The sequence below is a fragment of the Bradyrhizobium sp. Rc3b genome (assembly GCF_900114915.1).
Lineage (GTDB): Bacteria > Pseudomonadota > Alphaproteobacteria > Rhizobiales > Xanthobacteraceae > Bradyrhizobium.
This window is the reverse complement of sequence record NZ_FOUS01000025.1, coordinates 22723-41160: the sequence shown is the minus strand read 5'-3', so window position 1 is coordinate 41160 and position 18438 is coordinate 22723. Positions and strand designations below refer to the sequence as shown.

The 18438-nt window shown below is 64.8% G+C and carries 13 protein-coding genes; 10 read left to right on the top strand and 3 right to left on the bottom strand.

Annotation, left to right across the window (positions count from 1 at the left end; all coding sequences use genetic code 11):
• Positions 1 to 19: 19 nt before the first annotated feature.
• Positions 20 to 4162, bottom strand: coding sequence for a VCBS domain-containing protein (locus BM190_RS37495; RefSeq protein ID WP_244550884.1), 4143 nt, complete (start codon positions 4160 to 4162; stop codon positions 20 to 22).
• Between the two features lie 398 nt (positions 4163 to 4560).
• Between BM190_RS37495 and BM190_RS37490 the strand changes: the two genes are divergently transcribed.
• The 3 genes from BM190_RS37490 (at position 4561) to BM190_RS37480 (ending at position 10095) form a co-directional block, all read left to right on the top strand.
• The gene (locus tag BM190_RS37490) at positions 4561 to 5187 is read left to right on the top strand and encodes a FecR family protein (protein WP_312009933.1); all 627 of its coding nucleotides are present in this window, start codon (positions 4561 to 4563) and stop codon (positions 5185 to 5187) included.
• A 104-nt stretch (positions 5188 to 5291) separates the two neighbouring features.
• Positions 5292 to 6194 (top strand): tetratricopeptide repeat protein, encoded by a 903-nt coding sequence (locus tag BM190_RS37485; RefSeq protein ID WP_210310959.1) that lies wholly within the window; start codon positions 5292 to 5294, stop codon positions 6192 to 6194.
• 178 nt (positions 6195 to 6372) lie between these two features.
• The gene (locus BM190_RS37480) at positions 6373 to 10095 is read left to right on the top strand and encodes a tetratricopeptide repeat protein (RefSeq protein ID WP_177237519.1); all 3723 of its coding nucleotides are present in this window, start codon (positions 6373 to 6375) and stop codon (positions 10093 to 10095) included.
• 38 nt (positions 10096 to 10133) lie between these two features.
• On the opposite strand, the gene fliP is transcribed toward BM190_RS37480, so the two are convergent.
• Positions 10134 to 10892 carry a flagellar type III secretion system pore protein FliP gene (gene fliP / locus BM190_RS37475; RefSeq protein ID WP_018321860.1) on the bottom strand — a complete coding sequence of 253 codons (759 nt, stop codon included), beginning with the start codon at positions 10890 to 10892 and terminating at the stop codon, positions 10134 to 10136.
• Positions 10889 to 11860, bottom strand: a complete 972-nt coding sequence (locus BM190_RS37470; RefSeq protein ID WP_092262715.1) for a flagellar biosynthetic protein FliO — start codon at positions 11858 to 11860, stop codon at positions 10889 to 10891. Before BM190_RS37470 ends, fliP begins: the two co-directional genes overlap by 4 nt.
• Before the next feature lie 350 nt (positions 11861 to 12210).
• Between BM190_RS37470 and flgB the strand changes: the two genes are divergently transcribed.
• From flgB to cckA, 7 genes are all read left to right on the top strand, one after another.
• The gene (flgB, locus tag BM190_RS37465) at positions 12211 to 12615 is read left to right on the top strand and encodes a flagellar basal body rod protein FlgB (protein WP_018321862.1); all 405 of its coding nucleotides are present in this window, start codon (positions 12211 to 12213) and stop codon (positions 12613 to 12615) included.
• Between the two features lie 40 nt (positions 12616 to 12655).
• Positions 12656 to 13081, top strand: coding sequence for a flagellar basal body rod protein FlgC (gene flgC / locus BM190_RS37460; protein ID WP_092262712.1), 426 nt, complete (start codon positions 12656 to 12658; stop codon positions 13079 to 13081).
• 16 nt (positions 13082 to 13097) lie between these two features.
• Positions 13098 to 13406: a flagellar hook-basal body complex protein FliE gene (gene fliE, locus BM190_RS37455; RefSeq protein WP_092262708.1), complete on the top strand. Its 309-nt coding sequence runs from the start codon at positions 13098 to 13100 to the stop codon at positions 13404 to 13406.
• A gap of 92 nt (positions 13407 to 13498) precedes the next feature.
• Positions 13499 to 13762 carry a flagellar biosynthesis protein FliQ gene (fliQ, locus tag BM190_RS37450; RefSeq protein WP_018321865.1) on the top strand — a complete coding sequence of 88 codons (264 nt, stop codon included), beginning with the start codon at positions 13499 to 13501 and terminating at the stop codon, positions 13760 to 13762.
• A gap of 17 nt (positions 13763 to 13779) precedes the next feature.
• Entirely contained in the window at positions 13780 to 14556 is a 777-nt protein-coding gene (fliR, locus tag BM190_RS37445; RefSeq protein WP_018321866.1) for a flagellar biosynthetic protein FliR, read from the top strand.
• A 4-nt stretch (positions 14557 to 14560) separates the two neighbouring features.
• The gene (gene flhB, locus BM190_RS37440; RefSeq protein ID WP_092262705.1) at positions 14561 to 15640 is read left to right on the top strand and encodes a flagellar biosynthesis protein FlhB; all 1080 of its coding nucleotides are present in this window, start codon (positions 14561 to 14563) and stop codon (positions 15638 to 15640) included.
• Positions 15641 to 15795: 155 nt separating this feature from the next.
• Positions 15796 to 18375: a cell cycle histidine kinase CckA gene (gene cckA, locus BM190_RS37435; protein ID WP_092262702.1), complete on the top strand. Its 2580-nt coding sequence runs from the start codon at positions 15796 to 15798 to the stop codon at positions 18373 to 18375.
• Positions 18376 to 18438 lie beyond the last annotated feature (63 nt).

Below are 18438 nucleotides of genomic sequence, written 5' to 3'. Positions count from 1 at the left end.
CCGCAATCGGCTTGAGCCGTCACACGATCAGATCGTGCGACACATGGCCGTGAACGGTACCTGCCGGGAAAGGTGGATCAACATCGGACGGCGATGCTTCAGGCATGAATGCCGGCTCGGATCCATGGAATTCCCCAGCGTGCTCGTGATGACCGACGAAGTCTGAGAGATGATCCAACACTGCGCCGTGCAGTGAGCCTTGCGACGCGACATCCCTGAACTGGAACGAGTCGCCGAGCTGAAGCGGATTGGCAGGCTTTGATCCAGACGCTTCCAGGGAGGGGTTGTGCTGGTCCGCCCCGCTTGAAAACGAATGGTTGGCACCGCCGGTCGATGACTTCAGGAGGCTTGGGTTCAGCAGGCTTGGGTTGAACGTCGTGTCTGCCGTTTCACCGCTGGTATAACCATGGGCATGAGCCGCCTGGGCGGCGCCTCTTGATGACGCGACGCCGTCATTCCCTGCATCGTGTCCGAGCGCAAGCCCGCTACCGGCGTGCTGTCCGGCGGCGTCGTGGGCAAAATTCAGCATGGCGACGTCAGGCATCTGGCCGCTTGCGGCAACCGCGCCATTTTTGAACCCGGTCGGGTTGTTGAAGACAAAGCTGGCCTCGGTGAGTGGGATCACGTGCTGCACGATCAAAGACAGTCCGCTGGCTGAGGCAGCTGCCGTGTCGCTGCGGAGCGTTTCGGTCGCGAGCGTTTGCGTTTCGTCTGAACTGGACAAGCTGGAATATTCGGCCTGTCCGATCTGGTCCCAGTTCGAATCGAGGCTGTAGGTCGCCTCGGTCGATTGGATGGTCGAACTCTCTGCAGCGAGAAGCGTGCCGTCGGCGCTGCCGGAGTCGGACAAGCCTTCGGAAGTGATCGTCATCACGGCGGTCGCGTCACCCTGCGAGGTTGCGATGAGGTCGAGCAGCTCGCCGGCAACCGCCGTCGCAGGTGCCGCTGCCGGCGCCGTGATGAAGTCCGACGCGTCGATGGTGGCGATGCCCTGCAAATGGATTTCGAGCAGACTGGAATCGCCGACGTGCAGGGTCTGGTCCGTTGAATTGACGTACACGATCGTTTCATTCGCCGCACTGTCATAGAGCCAGGCGATCGTATGTGCCGGCACGGCCGTGCTGGTTGAGCTCAATGCCAATATGGCGAACCCAAGCGCGCCCATGGCGGTCAAGTCGATCTTGTCCGCTCCCGATGCAAAGTCGGTGATGGTGTCGAACTGGCTTGCGTTGGAATCCGCTACGAACAAGTAAGCGAAACGGTCGTTCCCATTGCTGCCGGTGAGCTGGTCCGCACCAAATCCGCCCGTTATGGTGTCGGCGCCGTTGTTGCCGTTGATCGTATCGTTGCCCGAGCCGCCGAAGATGGTGTCATCCCCATCATTGCCTTTGATCGTGTCATTGCCTGATCCGCTGTAGAGAACGTCGGCTTTACCAGTGCCGTTGACGGTATCGCTGCCGGCTCCCGCGTAGATGATCTGACCTGTGTCGCCGCCGCCGGCAATGGTTTCGCTCCCCGGCGTTCCATACACGTTGGGGGGATCGGAGATCACGGCAGATCCGGTGGCCAAATTATCAAAATCGTTCGGGTCTGCGTCGCTGGCGCCATGAATGGCGACGGTCACCGTCTGTGACGTACCGTCGATGGCAGTTATCGAGAAGGTGTCCGTCAAGGTGTCGCCGACATCGAGCGCCTGAACCACGGTGTTGTTGTTATCGAGGGTGTAAGTCCATACGCCGGCTGCGGTCATCGTGAAGGTGCCGTATCCGCCGTCACTCGCAGCCGGCGAAGAGACTGCGGTGAACGTGTTCGGAGCGTTGTCGACGTCCGTATCGGTGAGCGTGCCGGTCGCGATGGGAACGCCGGGTGAGAAAGTTCCCGCCTCCGTCACTGAGCCGGTCGTGGTGCCGGAAATGAGGGCGGCATCGTTGCTGCCCTGAATGGTGATCGTCACCACCTGCGGCGTACCGTCGAGGGTCGTGACAGTGAAGCTGTCGGTGAGCGTGCCGCCGACATTGAGCGCCTGCACCGCGCCGCTGGCGTTGTCGAGCGTGTAGGTCCACACGCCGGCGGCGGTTATCGTAAAGGTGCCGAAACCGCTGATGCTTGCCTTCGGCGAGGTCACTGCCGTGAAGGTATTGGATGGATTGTCGACGTCAGCCGCAAGCAGCGTGCCGGTTGCGCTCGGCGTACCGGGCGTCGCGTTGGCAAGGCCTCCAGCCTCGGTCACCGAGCCGGTCGTCATGCCGGTAATGACGGCAGCATCGTTGGTGCCATGGATGGTGACCGTCACCACCTGAGCGGTTCCGTCCAGCGTGGTCACCGCAAAACTGTCGGTCAGCGTCTCGCCTGAATTGAGCGCCTGCACTGCCCCGTTGGCGTTGTCGAGCGTATAGGTCCACACGCCCGCTGCCGTCATGGTGAAGGTGCCGTAGCCCGCCTCGCTTGCCTTGGGCAAGCTGACGGGCGTAAAGGCGTTTGCGGTGGTGTCGACGTCGACGTCGGTGAGCGTGCCGGTCGCGATGGGTGTGCCGGGGTTTGCATTGGCGGTGCCGCCGGCTTCGATAACTGCACCGGTCGTCTCACCGGAGATGATCGCCGCGTCACTGGTCCCGTGGATGGTGATCGTCACCACCTGTGGGGTGCCTCCGATCGAGGTCACCGTGAAGCTGTCGGTCAACGTCTCGCCGGCATTGAGTGCCTGCACTGCGCGGTTGGCATTGTCCAAGGTGTAGGTCCACACGCCGGCAGCCGTCATCGTGAAGGTGCCATAGCCACCGGCGCTCGCGGTTGGCGAACTTACGGCGGTGAACGTATTGGGCGGATCGTCGACGTCGGTATCGGAAAGGGTGCCGGTTGCAATCGGCGTGCCGGGCGTTCCATTGGCGATGCCGCCAGCCTCGATAATCGAACCGGTCGTGGTGCCGGAGATGATTGCAGCGTCGTTGACACCGTTGATGGTGATCGTGAAGGTCTGGGTGACGGAGGTGAGTCCGTCGGAGACGGTGATAACGAAACCGTCGGTCGTAGGCGCCTTCAGCGCGTTGATTGCGGCATTGTCGGGTACGAACGTATAAGCGCCGCTCGTGCTGTTGACGTAGAGAATCCCGTAGGAACTTGTCTTCGACAGATCGTACGTCACTCCATCCAGAACCGTACTGCCGGCGCTGGCCCCGACGATGCCGAAGGTCAGATTGCCACCGCCGCTGGTGCTACTGGCACTGAAGGTTCCCGTCGTCGCCGTGAATGTGTCAAACACGACCGTATCGAGCTCGATTGGCCCAGCCCCGGTGCTGAGAGTCGGCGGTACAGGGTCCACCAGCGCGAAAGTGATGAGTGGCGACGTGGTCGGCAAGATCTGCAGCGTGGGCGCATCCGGCTGAATGAAATTGATCGGCTGCAGTGGCTGGGGTTTGACGAAGAAAGGCGTGCTCGAGCCACGGGGCCCTTGTTCTCCTAGATTGGCGAGCACATCCTGTTGGGCGGCGCGCAACTCCTCCATGCGAGCCGCCGTATTCGCGACCTGATTGACGCTGATGGTGGATCCCACCTTCTTGATGACGATCGTCTCGCCGGGATCTTCGACGATGATGTGTCGCGGGACCCGCTCCTTGGTCACGAGCTCAAATGCGCCGTGCGCAAGGTCCTTGTAGGTAATGGAGTCGTCATCCAGGAATGTGACATCCGGATCCGCCGCCTCGGCATTCTGCGCGGCCGAGAAAGTCAATGCTGCAAGTGTCAGGATCCCGAAACCGCCCGCGTGGCCCCGGGCGCGAATGCCTGCAATGGGCGTATTCAGCCGGAGCGCTCCGGTTTCCGCCAGCCGGCCCGGTACGAAACCGAAGCTCCCTCGGGTCACGTCGAACAAGGCTGCAGATGGCATGCCTTCGACGTCGAAGACGAACTCGCTCAGCACGACATGAGTGCCGCAGGCGATGTTGAAAAAAGTACCGTCGATGAAGCCAATTGTGATCCGCCCGTCGGCGTCGGTTTCCAGCACGTCGCCCCGGTAGATAGGCGCACCAGCTACCGCCTGTGTGGCGACACCGCTCGCTCGCGTAAGCGCACAGCAACCGACCACGGTATGAATATGGCCGATGAGCTCGACGGGCAGGGCCATGGCGGCCCCGTTATCAGCGTGGATGCCGGATGCAACTAACATGGCTCGACCTCGCCTGGGTGATCGATTCAGGCTCGGCGTGCTGCCATAATCCTGCTCGGGCCCTCGCCAAGGGACAAAATTTCCTGGGCGCTGGCAGCCCGAAGGCTTGCCCGCCGAAATAATCAAGTCTGATCGAGAGAGACGCATTGCGCGGGGGGACGGCGACGCGTACCGCCATTCCCGCCGTGCCCCCTCCCGCCAATGTGATTAAATTGACAAACGGAACGCATTTAATTTGTGGCGCTTGCGTAGCGCCGGAGATAAATTAGGCTGGTTAATAGAATTAAACAACAATTATATTTGCTGTGGCTGCGCTACGCGGTTCAAGAAATGGGCCACCGATAGCGACAAGATCTTCTCAGAAAGGGGGGATCATGTGCAGACCTACGATAGCTGCTTTGGCGATTGGTCTTGTTTTGGCGCTTGCCAATTTCTCGCCGAGCGCGGCTCAAGCGCAGAGCGATTCCGCCAAGCCCGCCGTCGCGGCCTCATCGCCGAAACCGATTGGGAAGGTGGTGGTGGTCTCAGGCTCGGTCACGATCGAACACGCGGGCGCAGTGATTGTTCAGGCGAATGTGTCGAGTGACCCTGGCCGCACCAACACGGGTGATCCCGTATATCTTGGTGACGTGGTGTACACCGGCGCCGACGGCCGCGTCGGCATCAACTTTACCGACGGCAGCTCGTTCAATCTATCGAGCAACGCCCGTATGGTGCTGGATCATTATGTGTATGAGCCGGCCGGCAAGTCCAATGCGACTCTGTTCAATCTCGCCAAGGGAACATTCACTTTTGTTGCGGGCGGGGTCGCAAAGACCGGCGACATGAAGGTCGATACTCCCGTCGCCACGCTGGGGATTCGAGGCACGACGCCGCATGTCGAGATTTCGGACGATGGGTCAGTCAAAATTTCGACCCTGATCGAAGAGGGCAAGAGCAAGCTCTTGAAGAAGCCGTCGACATCCGCGGCGCCGGAGCCCGATCGAAGCCTCAATCGGAGACTCAACATCTGTCGGGGGTGCTGAGAAACTTGCTTGGCCCGAAGCCGCCGCGACGCCGCAGTGCCGGCCGGCACTGAGATCAGGATTGGCGCTTCGTTCGCCGTCGGTGTCGGACACTTGGTGTGGAAATGACCGCAAGAGCCAGTTTCATCAAGGCCGTGATGCTCATTCTTGTCCTTGGGCTGTCCAGTTCGTCGGGCTGGGCACAGAAGAAGGGCAGCTCCCTCAAGAATGTTGAACTGTGTAACGGCTCAGACCGCGTATCACCCGAAGCTCGGATCGATGGCTGCACGGCGTTTATCGATGCGGGCGAGGGAGCCGTGAACGGCTTCGTTATCGCCTACAACAACAGGGGAAATGCCTATAGCGCCAAAGCCGACTACGAACGCGCGATCAAGGATTTCGTCGAAGCGACCAGGCTTGATCCGACTTATGCGAAAGCCTTCAACAACCTCGGCGTGGCCTATCTGAGAACGGGGGCGCGCGATCTGGCGATCGGCGCCTTTGAGGAGGCGCTCAAGCTCAACCCGAACTATGGCGCGGCTTTTGCCAACCGTGCGGCGGCCTACCTGCAGGGGAACGCGTACGACCGCGCAGCGCGGGACTATGACGAGGCAATTCGCCTTGATCCGAAGCTGGAGGCGGCGCGAAGCGGACGCTGTTGGACCCGAGCCGTCCTTGGCGCTCTGCAGGCTGCGCTGGAGGATTGCGATATTGCGCTTCGATCGGGAGCAAACAGCGCGGCAACATACGACTCGCGCGCTCTCATTAATCTGAAAATGGGGCAATTCTCCGCGGCGATGGACGACTACAACTCAGCGCTGCAGTTGGCGCCCAAGCTTGCGAGCGCGCTCTACGGCCGAGGGATTGCCAGATTCAAGCTCGGCGACGCAGTTGGTGGCCAAAGCGATATCTCGGCGGCCAGAAAAATCGACGCTGGGATCGACGAAGCCTTTGTCCGCTATGGGGTGCCCGTGAAGGGACTGGCCGACCGCGACAGCACCGTCTTGCAGGTGTTAACGAAGCCTTAACTATCGGCGTCTCAAATTCACCCAGCGGATCCGCCCACGCTCGATGCGGCACGGCGTGCTGCCTCCAAAGCAAATCAAGATATAGCATTAACAAGTCCTTAATTGGCGGGACCTACAGTCGACGGCATGGCCGGCCTTGATGCCGGCATGGACCGCCGAACCGGAAGAAATGCCGCCAATGGCGCGAAAGGCTGCCGCTGGATTTGTGTCGCGAACCCGCGCCTTGGCGCCGGGGCTGTCGCGTCATGTCCGAACGGCGGGCGCGCTGGCGGCCTGCCTGCTGATCGGTCTCGGTGCGCCTGCCCGGGCGGCCGATCCGATCAGGGGCGAGGCGAGCTTTTCGGCCGGCGGCGGCTTTGCCCGTCTCGTCATCAAGCTCGGCGAGGACGTCCCCTCCGAGGTGACGACCGCAGGCTCCATCCTCATCATCCGCTTCGACCGCGCGGTTGACGTTCCCGTCGACCGCGTTCCCGAAGGCGCGCCCGATTACGTCAACTCCGCGCGCCGCGATCCTGATGGCGGCGCCATCCGCCTGTCGCTGGCGCGGCGCGTCACCGTCAACACCATGAATGCCGGCGAGCGCACCTTCGTCGACCTGTTGCCGGAGGGCTGGAAGGGACCGCCGCCGAGCCTGCCGATGGACGTGGTCAAGGAGCTCGCCGAGCGCGCCCGCGTCGCCGAGCGCGCGCTGCGCGCCCAGCGCGCCGCGGCCGAGACCAAGAAGCGTCCGCAGATCCGCGTGCGGGCCTCGGTGCAGCCGACCTTCGTGCGCTTCGTGTTCGAGATGCCCGACGGCGTCGGCGTCTCCTCCGTGCTCAACGAGCAGAAGCTCACGCTCGCCTTCAACGCCAACCTCAATTTCGATCTGGCGGACGCGGTCGTCGCGGCGCCGCCGAACGTCGCCTCGATCAAGCAGAAGGCCGACATCGATCAGACCAATGTCGAGATCGCGCTGATCGGCGATTCCGACGTGCATTCGTTCCGCGACGAGAAGAACTACGTCGTCGACGTCTCTTTCCAGCCCGACAAGGGCAAGACCGCCGCGACGCCCGAGGCGGCGATCGCGCAGATGAAGCCTGCCGGTCACGGACCGGCGCCCGCGCCCGACAAGCCCGCGGCCGAGAAGCCGAAGGAGGCCCATCGCGAGATCGCGCCGCCGACCTCCGAGACGATCGCGCGCGACGCCAAAATCGACGTCAAGCCCGAGGTGAGGCCGGAAGCGCCCGCCGCGATGCCGCCCGCTGAAGCGCCGAAACCGGCGCCGGCTGCCGCCACTGAGGCTGTGCACGCTCCGGAAGCGCCCAAGGAAATGGCGAAGGAAGCTGCGAAGCCCGCGCCGCCGGTTTCCGAGGCTGCGGCCGCGCCGGCCAAGCCGGTGCCTGCCGAAGCGCCGAAAGAGGCCGTGAAGGAAGCCGCCAAGGCTGCGCCCGCCGAGGCGCCGGCCGCGCCGCAGCCCACCGTCGCCAGCGTCGATGCGCGCCGCGACAGCGACGGCTTGCGCGTGACGTTCCCGATTCAGGTCGCAACACCTGCGGCCGCGTTCCGCCGCGGCGACACGGTGTGGCTGGTGTTCGATACGCCGAAGCCGATCGACGTCGAGGCGATCCGTGCCAGGGGCGGGGCGATGATCGGCGAGGTCGGCCGCATCCCGCTCGACAAGGGGCAGGCGGTGCGTATCCGTCTCACCCGCCCGCTGGTCTACTCGCTGGCGAGCGAGGAGGTCGGCAAGGAGACCAACTGGCTCCTGACGCTCGCCGACAAGATCCAGTCGACGCCGCTTCCGCTGATGATGTCGCGCAACATCACCGACCCCGCGCTCGCCAACATTGCAATCCCCTTCGCCAATCCGGGCCTGCTGCACAGATTCACCGACCCCGACGCCGGCGACGCGCTCTATGTCGTCACCGCGCAGCGGCCGGTGCGCGGCTTCATCAAGCGGCAGGACCTCGTCGATCTCTCGCTGCTGGAATCCGCGCACGGCATCGCGATCCGGCCGAACTCCGACGAGGTCGGCGTCGAGGTCGGCGCCGACAAGGTGATCCTCGGCAAGAAGGGCGGGCTGACGCTGTCGCCGGTCGACATCTCCGCCGAGCGGGCGCCGACCGCAGTGCGCCCGATCTTCAGCCCCGAAGGCTGGCGCAAGGGTCAGTCGGACAACTTCATGACGCGTCAGAGCGACCTGATCACGGCGATCTCCAACGTCGAACCGGCACTGCGCTCGCTGCCGCGGCTCGATCTCGCGCAGTTCTACATGTCGCGCGCGATGTATCACGAAGCCAAGGCCGTGACCGAATTGATGCTGAGCGATCCGCTCAACAAGGAGGAGAGCGGCGCGCTGATCATGCATGCGATCGCCAGCGTCCTGATCGGCCGGCCGGCGCAGGGCCTGAAGGACCTCGCCAATCCCGTGATCGGCAACAGCCACGATTCCCAGCTCTGGAAGGCGCTCGCCTATGCGCGCCAGGGCAAATGGGCCGATGCGCGCGAAAAATTCAAGAACGTCGAATTCGCCATCGCCTCGCTGCCGCTCGACATCCAGCGCATCGTGACGATGGACGCGATGCGCGCCTCGCTCGAGGTGAAGGACTATGCCGGCGCCTCCAAGCGCCGCAGCGAGCTCGAGGTGGTCGGCGTCTCGCCCGAGGCCGCGCCCGGCTTCGCTGTGCTGCGCGGCCGGCTCGCCGAGGCGCTCGGCCACGACAAGGACGCGCTCGACGACTACAAGTTCGCGGCCGCCTCGGCCGATCGGCCGGCTGCGGCCGAGGCCAAGCAGCTCGAGGTCGCGCTGCGGCAGAAGCGCGACGAGATCAGCAAGGAAGACGCGCTGCGCGAGCTCGAGACCCTGTCCATGACCTGGCGCGGCGACGCGATCGAGGTCAAGACGCTGCAGATGCTGTCGCAGATGTTTGCCGAGAACGGGCGCTACCGCGACGCGCTCACCGCCGCGCGCACCGCGACCAGGCTGCAGCCGAACGCCGAAGCCTCGCGCCAGGCGCAGGATCTCGCCTCGGACCTGTTCACCAAGATCTTCCTGGGACCGAAGGGCGACGAGCTGCCGCCGGTCGAGGCGCTCGGGATGTTCTACGAATTTCGCGAGCTGACGCCGATTGGCCGGCGCGGCGACGAGCTGATCCGCCGTCTCGCCGACCGTCTCGCCTCGATTGACTTGCTCGACCAGGCCGCCGAGCTGCTGCAATATCAGGTCGATCACCGCCTCGAAGGTGCTGCGCGCGCCCAAGTCGCCGCGCGCCTGTCCATGATCTATCTCGCCAACCGCAAGCCCGACATGGCGATCACCGCGCTGCGCGCGAGCCGCATCAGCGATCTCTCCGGCGAGCTCAGGCAGCAGCGCCTGCTGCTGGAAGCGCGCGCGCAGAGCGACGTCGGCCGCCACGATCTCGCGCTCGACATCGTCTCCAACGTCTCCGGGCGCGAAGTGCTGCGCCTGCGTTCCGACATCTTCTGGGCGGCACGGCGCTGGCGCGAGTCCGCCGAGCAGATCGAGCTCTATTACGGCGAGCGCTTCCGCGACTTCAAGCCGCTCAACGCGGTGGAGAAGAGCGACATCATCCGCGCCGCCGTCGGCTATGCGCTCGCCGACGACTCGATCGGCCTGTCGCGCTTCCGCGAGAAATACGCGCCGCTGATGAGCGAGAGCGCCGACCGTCTCGCCTTCGACATCGCCAGCAAGCCGGCCGCGGCCTCCAGCGCCGAATTCGCCGAGATCGCCAAGTTGGCTGCCAGCGTCGACACGCTCGACGGCTTCCTGCGCGAGATGAAGCAGCGCTTCCCCGACGCCACCGCCCGCGCCCCTGGCTCACCGCAGGCCAAGGAACAAGCCGACCACACCGGCTCGCTGCCGACGATCCCCGTCGTGCGGCAGATCAAGATGACGCGGTAGGACTGCTGCCCGCGCGAAGCGCGGCCCGCAACTCCGTCTCACCCCCCGTAACTCTGCACCAGGCTTCCGGCCACCAGCGACCAGCCGTCGACCAGCACGAAGAAGATCAGCTTGAACGGCAGCGAGATCGTTGCCGGGGGCAGCATCATCATGCCCATCGACATCAGCACCGAGGCGACGACGAGGTCGATGATCAGGAAGGGCAGGAACAGCAGGAAGCCGATCTCGAAGGCGCGCTTCAGCTCGGAGATCATGAAGGCGGGGACCAGGATGCGCAGTGCGAGGTCGTCTGGGGTGGCCGGCGGTGCCTCGCCCGAGAGATCCAGGAACAGCTTGAGGTCCTTTTCGCGCACGTTCTTCTGCATGAAGCCGCGCAAGGGAACGGAGGCGCGCTGCAGTGCGTCCTCGACGCCGATCTGGTTGGCGACGAGCGGGCGGATGCCGTCATCGTAGGATTTTTGCAGGACCGGCCCCATCACGAAGAAGGTGAGGAACATCGCCAGCGCGATGATCACCGAGTTCGGCGGAGCGGTCGCCGTGCCCAACGCCGTGCGCAGCAGAGACAGCACGACCACGATGCGCGTGAACGACGTCATCATGATCAGGATCGACGGCGCGATCGACAGCACTGTGAGCAGCGCGATCAGCTGGATCGCGCGCTCGGTGACGCCGCCGCCGCCAGCGCCGCCGCCGAGATTGATGCTGATGTCCTGCGCATGCGCCGGCATCGCTGCCGATGCCGCGCCGATCAGGACAGAAAGAAAAAATACTCTACGCGGGAGGGACGGCAGCCTCACGAAGACGGCTTCGGACGGCCAAGCAGGGAGGCCATCTCGTCTTCGAGATTTTCAAAGCTGGTCTTTTCCGTGGCCGGCTTTGCGGGCGGGGCCGGTGGTGCCGGCGGCTCACTGCGTGCGGCGCGGGGCGGCGGCGCAGGAGGTTCGGGCGCAACCGGAGGCGCGACCGTCTCGCCGGCCGGGCGACGCAAGGCTGCCTCCAGCCGCTGCGCCATCTCGGCGAGATTCTGCTCGGCGCTGGAGGGGGACGCGGCGGGAGCCGGCGGCGGAACAGGCGGAGCCTGCGGCACCGGCGGAGGAGGCGGCGGGGCAGGTGCGCGCTCGGCGCGCACCGGCGGCATCTTCGGCGGCTCACTCTGGCGCGGCGGCCGCGGCATCAGTGGCGGTTCGCTGCGCGGAACGCGCGGCGGCAGCGGCTCGGGCCGCGGTTCGCGCTCGGGGCGCGGCGCGATCGGCTCGGCCGTGAAGCCGGCGAGGGGATCGCTGCGGCGTTCGGCCAGCGCGGGAGCGGGCCGGCGCACCTCGTCGGCGAAGGACGGGCGCGCGGGCCGCGGCGGCGGCTCGGGCATTTGCGGCTCGGGATGGTCGAGCAGTTCGGGCCGCGGTGCTTCGTCGGCCCAGCTGCTGGTATCCGGCATGGGCGCAAGCCGCGGCGGTTCCGCGGCGTTCGGACGCTGCGGAAGCTGGTCGCGGCCGGGCGCGGCGCGAACGATATTGGGTTCGACGACGATATCGGTGGGCCCACCGATCATCAGGAGATGCTCGACATTGTCACGCCGGACCAGCACCAGGCGGCGCCGACCGTCGACCGCGGCAGCGTCGATCACCGCGAGCCTGGGCATCCTGCCGCGCTGGGTGTTGGCGCCGACCCGGCTGCCGGCGAATCGGCGAACCAGCCAGGCAGCGACGCCGATCAACGCCAGAACGACGATGAACGCGACGATGAAGGTGATAGGGCTGCCTTGCATACTTGTCCCCGACAAATGGCGCTGTTCTCGTGCCCATGGTCAGACGCGCCAACCACCGGCTTAACGATGCCCCAAACTGCGATCTCTTAACGTCCCACGGCAAGTTTTGCCGTCCCCAACTCTTAATAACCTATGAATCGCCCGATCCAAAACGACTTCTTGGCCCGTGCATGCGCCGCCAAATGGTTGGGTTAATGCCATTTTTGGACGCGTAGAATCACGGGGCGCAAAATAGTGTCCCGCCCGGGGACACGCCGCGAGGGCGTCCTTAACCAGCTATTAACCATACACGCGGCAAATTCTGCCTAGTTGGACCTCAAGGTTCGCAAGAGGCGGAAGGAGCCGCGACGATGTCCATCAACGACCTCCCGGTACTGTCGGCGCTTCGCACCAAGATGCAGTGGCACCAGGAGCGCCAGCGCGTCCTGTCCGAGAACGTCTCCAATTCCGACACGCCCAAATTCCGGCCGCGCGACCTGGTCGAGCCGAAGCTCGACAAGTCCGGGGCGGTCACCGGCTCGATGGGCCCCCTCGCGCTCGCCCGCACCAGCGGTTCTCACATGACGCCGTCGGGGGCTGCTTCCGGATTCGACCAGAACAGGAACGCGGGGTTCGAGACCCGCCCCGCGGGCAACGCCGTCAATCTCGAAGAGGAGATGATGAAGGCGGCCAGCAACCAGATGGACTACGCGGCGGCGACCTCGCTCTATTCGAAGAGCCTGCATCTGCTCAAGACCGCGATCGGCAAGGGCTAGCCGCATGATCCGGGAACAGAACAGCTAGAGGAGGCGCATCATGGCCAATGACAGCAGCGACTTTGCCCGCTCGATGGCGATCGCGACCTCCGGTCTGCGGGCGCAAGCCGGCCGCATGCGGGTGATCTCGGAGAACATCGCGAACGCGGATTCGACCTCGCAGACCGCCGGTGGCGATCCCTATCGACGCAAGGTTCCGACCTTCTCCTCCGCGCTCGACCGCACGCTCGACGCGCAGGTCGTCACCCTCGGCAAGATCAAGCCCGACCAGTCGAGCTTCCGCGTCAAATACGAGCCGAACAATCCGGTCGCCGACGCCAGCGGCAACGTCAAATACCCCAACGTGAACTCAGTGGTCGAGATGACCGACATGCGCGATGCGCAGCGGTCCTACGAGGCCAATCTCAACATCATCAGTGCGACGCGCCGGATGATCCAGCGCACGCTCGACATCCTCAAGAGCTGAACAGGACAATTGAGCCATGGCATCACCGACAATCGCGGCCAACGCTTATGCCAACCTCGCCCGGGTGCTGGAGAACAGCGGTGCCGACAAAGCCACCGAGGCCGGCGGGCAATCCTTTGCCTCAATGCTGAAGGACGCCGTCGGCAGCGTCATGGAGTCCGGCCGCAAGTCGGATGCGCAGACCGTGGCGATGGCCTCCGGCAAGGCCAACGTGATGGACGTGGTGACTGCGGTGGCGGACACCGACGTCGCGGTGTCTACCCTGGTCTCGGTCCGCGACCGCGTGATCGCGGCCTATGAAGACATCATGAAGATGCCGATCTGATTTTGGCGGATGGTGAGTAGCGAATGGGGACGTCTCCGATTCGCCATTCGCATTTCCCGGCACGTCAGACAACCAATAGCGAGTATCAAACAATGACCGGACCCGAGACCCTCGACGTTGCGCGCGATGCGATCTGGACGATCGTGATCGTGTCCTCTCCCCTGATGGTGGTCGGTCTGGTGGTCGGCGTCATCGTGTCGCTGTTCCAGGCGCTGACGCAGATCCAGGAGCAGACGCTGATCTACGTGCCGAAGATCCTCGCCATCTTTGCCACGATGCTGCTGGCGCTGCCGTTCATGGCCGACGCGCTCCACGCCCACATGCTGCGGATCTCGTCGCGAATCATCGGCGGCTGAGGCAAGATGCGTCAATTATGCGCATCGACGTCTCGCTGCTGCCGGCGCTCGCCGCTTCCTTCATGCTCGCCTTCGCCCGGGTCGGTGCGATGGTGATGCTGTTGCCGGGGCTGGGCGAGACCAATATTCCGACGCGGATCAAGCTGTCGATCGCACTGCTGCTCACGCTGATCATCCTGCCGCTGCATCGCAACGCCTATCAGGTCGACATGGGTTCGCTCGCGCCGCTCCTGGTCCTGATGCTGCATGAGATCGCGATCGGAATCGTGCTGGGCGCGACCGCGCGCGTGACGCTCTCGGCGCTCCAGGTTGCGGGATCGGTGATCGCGCAGCAGATGGGGCTCGGTTTCGTCACCTCGGTCGACCCGACGCAGGGCCAGCAGGGCGTGCTGGTCGGCAACTTCCTGACCATCCTCGGGGTAACGCTGCTGTTCGCCACCGACAGCCATCATCTGGTGATCGCGGCGTTGAACGACAGCTACACGATCTTCTCGCCGGGTGAGACCATATCAAGCGGCGATGTGGCCTCGCTCGCGACGCGCGCCTTCGCCGCCGCGTTCCGCCTGGGCCTGCAGCTCTCGGGGCCGTTTCTGGTGTTCGGCCTGGTCTTCAACATCGGCCTTGGCGTGCTGGCGCGGCTGATGCCGCAAATGCAGGTCTATTTCGTCGGTGTGCCGCTCTCGATCTTCGCGGGCTTCCTGGTGCTCGCCGTGGTGCTCACGGCGATGATGGGGACGTATCTGGATTACTTCATCGGTGTCATGCACCAGTTGATGCCGCTGAGGTCACGGTAGATCGATGGCAGAAGACAAGGACCCAGAGAGTCAAACAGAAGACCCGACGCAAAAGCGTCTGGACGACGCGCTCGAACGCGGCGACGTCGCCAAGAGCCAGGAGATCAACACCTGGTTCATGATGGCGGGCGGCACGCTCGTGGTCTCGACCTTTTCGGGCTCGGTGGGCAGCGGGCTGCTGACGCCGATGCGCAACCTGCTCGCCAATTCCTGGATGATCAAGACCGACGGCAAGGCCCTGCTCGCGCTGATGCAGCAGATCGAGTTCGCCCTGCTCGCGGCGATCGGCGTGCCTCTCTTCTTGCTGATGCTGGCGGCGATTGCCGGCAACATGCTGCAGCACCGCCTGGTCTGGTCGACCGAATCCCTGACGCCGAAGTTCAGCAAGATCTCGCTCGGCGCCGGCTTCCAGCGCATCTTCGGCAAGCAGGCGGCGGCCAATTTTCTCAAGGGCATCGGCAAGCTGGTGCTGCTCGGCGTGGTCATGACCATGATCCTGTGGCCGGAGCGGCATCGCATGGAGGCGATGGTCAGGCTCGATCCGGCCGCCATGCTCGGCGCCAGCACCAGCATGACGATCCATCTGCTCGGTGCGGTGGTCGCCGCGCTCGCGATCGTCGCCATCGCCGACTATTTTTTCCAGTACAGAAGCTGGTTCCAGCGGCAGAAGATGTCGCTCCAGGAGATCAAGGAAGAGTTCAAGCAGTCCGAAGGCGATCCGCACATCAAGGGCAAGATCAGGCAGTTGCGGCAGCAGCGCGCCAAGAAGCGCATGATGGCGGCGGTTCCCAAGGCCGCGGTGATCATCACCAACCCGACCCACTATTCGGTGGCGCTGTCCTACGAGCGCGGCATGACGGCTCCGATCTGCGTCGCCAAGGGCGTCGACAATCTCGCCTTCAAGATCCGGGAGATCGCGCGCGAGCACGACATCCCGATCGTGGAGAACGTGCCGCTGGCACGCGCGCTCTATGCCACCGTCGAGATCGACCAGGAAATCCCGACCGAGCACTACCATGCGGTCGCCGAAGTCATCGGCTACGTCATGCGGCTGAAGCGCGGATTCAGCGCCGGGCGAGGATAAAACACCCGAAAAGTACCGGAAATGGCCGTAATCTGGGAATCAGCGTACCTTTCGTCCCCGCTGCCCTTGCACCTCAGGGTCCGATTCAGGCAGGGAGGACCCCACGCGCCCCGTAGCGCGTTGATTCTCTGCCGACAGGCTGCGCCAGCTCGAGAATGACCGCCGAGACCGACCACGACCTCACCCGCGAGCCCGTTGCGACGCACGAGCCGTCGCCGCGCTCGGGCAGCATTGCGCTGGTGCTGCTGGTGGCCGCCGGCCTCGTCGCCGTCGCCGTCGGGCTGATGACGCTCGGGCGCGCGCAGGCGCAGCCCTATATCCTCGGCATCCTCGCCGTGCTGGCGATGGTCGGCCTGTTCAACCTGTTCGCCTTCGCCGCCGGGATCATCCGTTTCGCCGACCGCGGTCTTGATGACCCGGTCGTGGGCCGCATCGCCGATCACGGGTTCGACGGCCTCGCCGTGACCGATGCGCGCGGCCACGTGGTCTATTCCAACGCCGCCTATCTGACGCTGACCGGCGCGACCGGTCCGCAAGACGTGCGCCCGGTCGAGCGTGTCTTCATCGGCAACCCCGACGTCTCCGAAGCCGTGTTCCGCCTGCTCAAGGCCGCGCGCGAAGGCAAACGGCAGCAGGAAGAGGTCCGCATCTCCGGCCAAGACGGCAGCCAGGGCCGCTGGCTGCGCATGCGGGTGCGCCCGCTCGGCACCGGCAAGCGCGAGGCGAAATACGCGGTGTGGTCGATTGCCGATATCACCCGCGACCGCGAGCGCCAGGAGGACGTGTTCCAGGAGCTCCAGCACGCCATCGAATATCTCGATCACGCGCCGTGCGGCTTCTTCTCGGTCAATCCGGCCGGCGAGCTCGCTTACGTCAACGCGACGCTGGCGAACTGGCTCGACTACGACCTCGCCGAGATCGGCTCGGGCGGCCTGAAGCTGACCGACATCGTCTCCGGCGATGGCGCCTCGCTGCTCACCGCGATCGTGGCGGTGCCGGGCGAGGTGAAGACCGAGGTCTTCGACATCGACCTGCGGATGCGCACCGGCAAGACCATGCCGGTGCGGCTCTATCACAAGCTCGCCTTCGGCGCCGACGGCGCGCCGGGGCCGTCGCGCACGCTCGTCATCAGCCGCGCCCGCGACGAGCGCAGCGATCCCGATCGCGCCGCCGAAGTGCGCTTCATGCGCTTCTTCGACCATACGCCGATGGCGATCGCGACCGTCGACCGTGCCGGCAATGTCGTGCGCGCCAATGCGCGCTACGCCAAGCTCGGCCAGGCGCTCGGGCTCGACAGCGCCTCCAAGTCGATCTTCCGCGCGGTCAATTCGCGCGACCGGCACCTCCTGATCGCGGCCATCAACCAGGCCGCCGACGGCCAGGCCGACATCGCCCCGGTCGAGGTGGCGCTGGAAGGGACCAAGGAGCGCTGGGGCCAGTTCTTCGTCACGCCGGTCGATGCGGCCGAGAACGAGGCGGAAGCCGCCATCGTGCACATGCTCGAGACCACCGAGCGACGCGCGCTGGAGAACCAGATCAACCAGTCGCAGAAGATGGAGACGGTCGGCCAACTCGCCGGCGGCATCGCCCACGACTTCAACAACGTGCTCTCCGCCATCATGATGGCGAACGACTTCCTGCTGAACGCGCACAAGCCGACCGACCCGTCGTTCCAGGACATCATGCAGATCAAGCAGAACGCCACGCGGGCCGCGACCCTGGTGCGGCAGTTGCTGGCGTTCTCGCGGCGGCAGACGCTGCGGCCGCAGGTGCTCGATCTCGGCGATGCGCTGTCCGATCTCGCGATGCTGCTGCGCCGCCTGATCGGCGAGAAGGTCAAGCACGAGACCATCCACGGCCGCGACCTCTGGCCGGTCAAGGTCGACGTCTCCCAGTTCGAACAGGTGATCGTCAACCTCGCTGTGAACGCGCGCGATGCCATGCCCGACGGCGGCAAGCTGATCATCCGCACCGCCAACGTCACCGCGGAACAAGCGGCCAAGCTCGCCTACAAGGGGATGCCGGCCGCGGATTATGTCCGGATCGAGGTCGCCGACACCGGCACCGGCATTCCCGCCGACATCCGCGACAAGATTTTCGAGCCGTTCTTCTCGACCAAGGAAGTCGGCAAAGGCACCGGTCTCGGCCTTTCCACGGTCTACGGCATCGTCAAGCAGACCGGCGGCTTCATCTACGTCGATTCGGAGCCGGGCGAGGGCACCTCGTTCCATATCTTCCTGCCGCGTCACCATGCCGAGCCTGAAGCGCAGGTCGAGCTGCCGGCGGCTGTGGTCAGCGCGACCAGCGGCGCCGGCAAGGACGCCGCGGCGGCCGAGGCCAAGCCGCGCACCGATCTTACGGGGCAGGGCACCATCCTGCTGGTCGAGGACGAAGAGGGCCTGCGCGCGCTGAACGCACGCGGATTGCGCTCGCGCGGCTACACCGTGGTCGAGGCCGAGAACGGCGTCGAGGCCATGGAAGTGCTGGAGGAGCAGAGCGGCGCGATCGATCTCGTCGTCTCCGACGTCGTTATGCCCGAAATGGACGGCCCGACCTTGCTCAAGGCGATGCGGGAGAAGAACCCCGACATCAAGTTCATCTTCGTCTCCGGCTATGCCGAGGATGCGTTCGAGAAGAGCCTGCCCGAAGGCCAGCAGTTCGACTTCCTGCCGAAGCCGTTCACGCTCAGCCAGCTCGTGGCGGCGGTCAAGGAGACGATGGCGAAGCAGGGGTGAGGGTCGGCGGCGCACGCCGTTCGCCCCCTCCGTCATTGCGAGGAGCCCGCGACAAAATTGCGG